The organism is Microcoleus sp. D3_18_C4 (genome assembly GCF_036702355.1).
Lineage (GTDB): Bacteria > Cyanobacteriota > Cyanobacteriia > Cyanobacteriales > Microcoleaceae > Microcoleus.
Window position 1 is genome coordinate 55,336 of sequence record NZ_JAUBTF010000049.1, and the last position, 4,955, is coordinate 60,290.

Sequence of the window (4,955 nt, forward strand, 5' to 3'; positions counted from 1 at the left end):
CGGGAACTCCGACTCCGACTCCGACGGAAACTCCGACGGAAACTCCGACTCCGACGGAAACTCCGACGGAAACTCCGACGGGAACTCCGACTCCGACTCCGACTCCGACGGGAACTCCAACGCCAACGGAAACTCCAACGCCAACGGAAACTCCGACTCCGACGGGAACTCCGACTCCGACGGGAACTCCAACGCCAACGGGAACTCCAACGCCAACGGAAATTCCGACTCCGACTCCCACGGGAACTCCAACGCCAACGGAAATTCCGACTCCAACTCCCACGGGAACTCCGACTCCAACTCCAGACGATTGCATTTGCGAACAAATTACCCTACCCGCGATCAGTTCGATTCCCGGCCCGAATTCTGTCGATCGCACTTTCAATGGCACTGACGGCGACGACTTCCTCATCGGCAGCAATCTCAACGACGTTATCAGCGGTTTCAACGGCGACGACGTTCTGCTGGGCGAAAGGGGCAACGACAATATTTACGGGGGACTGCCCAGCAATATCCCCCTTGGCCCGAATGCAGACAAAGACTTGCTGTTTGGCGGCAATGGCAATGATTACCTCAACGGCGCCGGCGGCGACGATCGCATTTTCGGGGGTAAGGGCAATGATGTGGCGATCGGCGGCAAAGACGATGACTTGATTTGGGGCGACAAAGGCAATGACACTCTGGTTGGGGCTGAGGGTAATGACTGCTTGTTTGGAGGCAGTTTTGACCCGTCTAGCCCTGACTCGACTGGACGCGATTTGCTGTTTGGCGGTGCTGGCAACGACTTCTTGAACGGGGGAGATGCTGCCGATACTCTAAGCGGCGGCGAGGGCAATGATACGGTTTACGGCGGCAAGGGCAATGACGTTGTGGTGGGGGGTACTGGCAACGATCGGCTGTTGGGCGATCGCGGCAGTGATAGCATTTGTGGCGGCGATGGGGAAGATACTATTTTAGGAGACAGTGCGATCGACTTTAACGCCGATCCAGATTCCTTGTGCGGCGGTGCTGGCAACGATCTGATGTTTGGCAACGGCGGTAGTGACAAACTATGGGGCGGTGCTGGCAACGATACTCTCTACGGCGGTCAAGGCGACGATTGTCTGATTGGGGGTTTGGGCAATGATATTCTCAGCGGCGACATTGGGCGCGATCGCTTTGTTTTAACAGCAGGTGAAGGCAGCGATATAATTACTGATTTCACAAAAGGTGAAGATTTGCTGGTGTTAGCGGGCGGTCTAACTTTTGGTCAACTTAGTATTACCCAAAACGCTAATGCAGCTTTCATCAGGATTGGTGAGAACGGTCTACTTTTGGCTGCTTTGAATGGAGTGCAAGCTAGTGCGATCGGTGTGAATGATTTTACCATCTTCGGGTAAGCACAAATTAATTAACTAAGGTGCGTACTCCGCATCTTAGTTAATTATGTAGAGTGTGCAACGCGCTGCTTACCGCTATGAGTAGTGTATCAAATCACTTTTTGCGTCCGGGAGTGCGATCGACAATAATCCAAGCTTTTGCTTGACACTGCTCAGCACTCCAGATATTATTTTAGTAATAAAAATGACTTAAACGAGCTACTATACCGAAAAAATACTGACAGTGTATTTACGTAAGTAAAAAATTTAATGTAAAAAAAACGACATTAGTTGATAGCTAATAGATAATCATCTCAAATTTAGGTGCATCTATATGGGACAGATAATTATTAACGAATTCCGGCGGAACGGGCAATTCCAGGGGAATGAGTATGTGGAACTGCTGTTGACCGAAGATCTAACAACAGCTCAAATTCAAAGTTTTTTTGTAGGCGATTCAAGCAGTGCAACAGCACAGAAATTTTCTGCTTATCAGTTCAGGAACATGGCGAGTATTGCTCCTGTTTTCAAGGCTGGAACAATAATTGCGATCGGCGGTTCAGATGTCATTCCTACTAATGATATTACCTACAACCCGGTAGCCGGCGGAAATGATGCTGATTGGAACATTCAATTGCTGATAAATAACGGTGCGGGCGGTACTTATCTCAATAATGTCTTAGTCGGAACTAACGCTTTTGGTGGGGATTTGGCAGCCTCAGATATTGTTTGGGTAGATACTAGCAGTACGGGAATTACTTCTGTTGATTCCCTCGCGTGGCCGACGACTGGATTAGGGGTATTTGGCAGCGCAGCTAAGGTGCAAATTTCAGCACCAATCAACGGGGCTAATGTCGAGTTTTTGAGCGATATTGGCGGCATCAACAGAACTGCTAGTTATGCTATAAATAGTCCCGGCTCCTTGGGTTTGCCCAACGGCGGAATTAACACTATTTATATTAACACTCTCCGCAACCGGGAGGTTAACATTGCTCCGACTTGGGCAGATCCTAATGTTAATCCGCCGATCGCAATTAATGAAGATATACCCAGCGCAGCTAACACAGGCTTTAGTATTTTTAACCTCACTAGCGAGTTAGGAAGTGACGCTAATGGCGATCCTTTGGGTGTTGCAGTCACCGCTGCAGACAATACTAACGGAAATTGGCAATTTTCAACAGATGGCAATACTTGGACAAATTTCGGCCCAGTGTCGGAAAGTTCAGCCACCGTGCTCGGCCCGACTCGTCTTTATAATGGCTTACTTGGTAACACTCCCAGTGCTCAAAATTGGCTGTCTTTGACTAACTTAAATCTTCTTTCTCCTGCCACTAAAGCTTCAGAAATATTTAGCGGTAATGGAGTTAATTTAAACAGCACTGCTGCCAATAGCATCTATGCTGGCTATACAAAGAATCTTTTAAATTCGTCATTTCCACCGCTCGATCGCACTACAGGCTTTAGCTTGTCTTTTAATCTCCAAATTATCTCGGAATCCCGCACTAATCAAAATCGGGCGGGTTTTAGCATTGTTGCCGTTACTAGCGATCGCAAAGCCATTGAAATCGGTTTTCAGCAGCTATCTGCAACTTCTGGCAATATCTTTGCACAAGGCGACGGCATTACTCCCAACCCAGGCGGACAAACCAACGGCTTATTTGTTGCAGCAGAGAATGTTGCTTATAACACCAATATTGCTACTAACTACACTCTCAGAGTTCAAGGTGACAATTACTTTCTTTCCAATGGCAGCGCTATCATACTAGCCGGCCCGCTGCGCGATTATTCAGGATTTAGCGGCTTGATAGATCCTTACGAAAATCCTAATTTTCTATTCCTCGGTGACGACACAACCTCGGCGCAAGCTAACATCAACCTGACGCGGGTATCCCTGCAAACGCCTGCGAAAGTTCGGTTTGTACCCAACCAAGACTATTACAGTACCCCAGGAAGCGAACCAAAAATTAGTTTTCGGGCGTGGGATGGAAGTAACGGAGTGGGTAACGGTACTGCGGGCGTCAATGCTTCTGTTACCGGGGGAACAACGCCGTTTAGCACTAATAGTTTAACAAGTTCGATCGCAGTTAATCCCGTCAACGATGCACCTTCGTTTGTCAAAGGAGGCGATCGCACTCTCAGCAGCAATTCGGGGCCACAAACCATCCCCGGATGGGCGACTGCGATTTCTCCAGGCCCTGCCAACGAATCGGGACAAACTGTGGCTTTTCAAGTCGTAGGGAATGATAATGCTGCTTTGTTTAGTGTACAACCTGCGATCGACTCGGTGGGGACGCTAACCTTTACACCGGTGCCGGGGGCGATCGGCAGTGCTAATATCACTCTAAACCTGAGAGATAATGGCGGTATAGAGAACGAAGGGCTCGATACTTCTGACACCCAAGCGTTCATTATCAATCTCACCAATCCAGGCACATTTAACTTTAGTGCCGCAAATTACAGCGTTAATGAAAACGGTCAATTTGCCACAATTACTGTTACTCGCACTGATGCTACTAATGTGGCTGCTGTCAGTTACAGTACAAGTAATGGCACTGCTAATGCTGGCAGCGACTATAACCAGACATCGGGAACATTAAATTTTGGCATTGGCGAAACTACTCAAACTTTCACGATTCCAATTGTTGATGATGCGGCAATAGAAGAGGATGAAACTGTTAATTTAACTCTGAACAATCCCACTAACGGAGCTGATTTAGGAGGGATTTATAGTGCTGTTTTGACTATTGTAGATACAACTCCAACTCCGACTCCGATACCTGCTGAAACTCCGACGCCAACTCCGACTCCGACGCCTGCTGAAACTCCGACGCCAACTCCGACTCCGACGCCTGCTGAAACTCCGATACCTGCTGAAACTCCGACGCCAATCCCGACTCCGACGCCTGCGGAAACTCCAATTCCGACAGCGACACCTGCGGAAACTCCGACGCCAACTCCAACTCCGACACCTGCGGAAACTCCAATTCCGACAGCGACACCTGCGGAAACTCCGACGCCAACTCCAACTCCGACGCCAATTCCTGCGGAAATTCCAACTCCGACGCCAATTCCCACACCGACGCCGACGCTTGCGGAAACTCCAATTCCGACAGCGACTCCGACGCCTGCGGAAACTCTAATTCCGACAGCGACGCCAATTCCGACTCCGACGCCGACACCTGCGGAAACTCCGACGCCAACTCCAACTCCGACGACTGCGGAAACTCCAATTCCGACAGCGACACCTGCGGAAACTCCGACGCCAACTCCAACTCCGACGCCAATTCCGACACCGACGCCGACGCCTGCGGAAACTCCACTTCCGACGCCAATTCCTGCGGAAACTCCGACACCAATTCCGACGCCAATTCCGACACCAATTCCGACACCTGCGGAAACTCCAACTCCGACACCAATTCCGACACCTGCGGAAACTCCAACTCCGACACCAATTCCGACACCAATTCCGACGCCAATTCCTGCGGAAACTCCGACACCAATTCCGACACCAATTCCGACGCCAATTCCGACTGCGACACCAATTCCGACACCAATTCCGACACCTGCGGAAACTCCAATTCCGACACCAATTCCGAC

2 protein-coding genes are annotated in these 4,955 nt (G+C 49.7%); both read left to right on the forward strand.

What is annotated here, in order from left to right; translation table 11 throughout:
- Window positions 1-1,379, forward strand: a 1,379-nt coding sequence (locus QUA90_RS22050) for a calcium-binding protein (RefSeq protein WP_333447727.1), incomplete at its 5' end; no start/stop codon positions are given.
- Window positions 1,380-1,692: 313 nt separating this feature from the next.
- Window positions 1,693-4,955, forward strand: a 3,263-nt coding sequence (locus QUA90_RS22055) for a choice-of-anchor Y domain-containing protein (RefSeq protein WP_333447729.1), incomplete at its 3' end; no start/stop codon positions are given.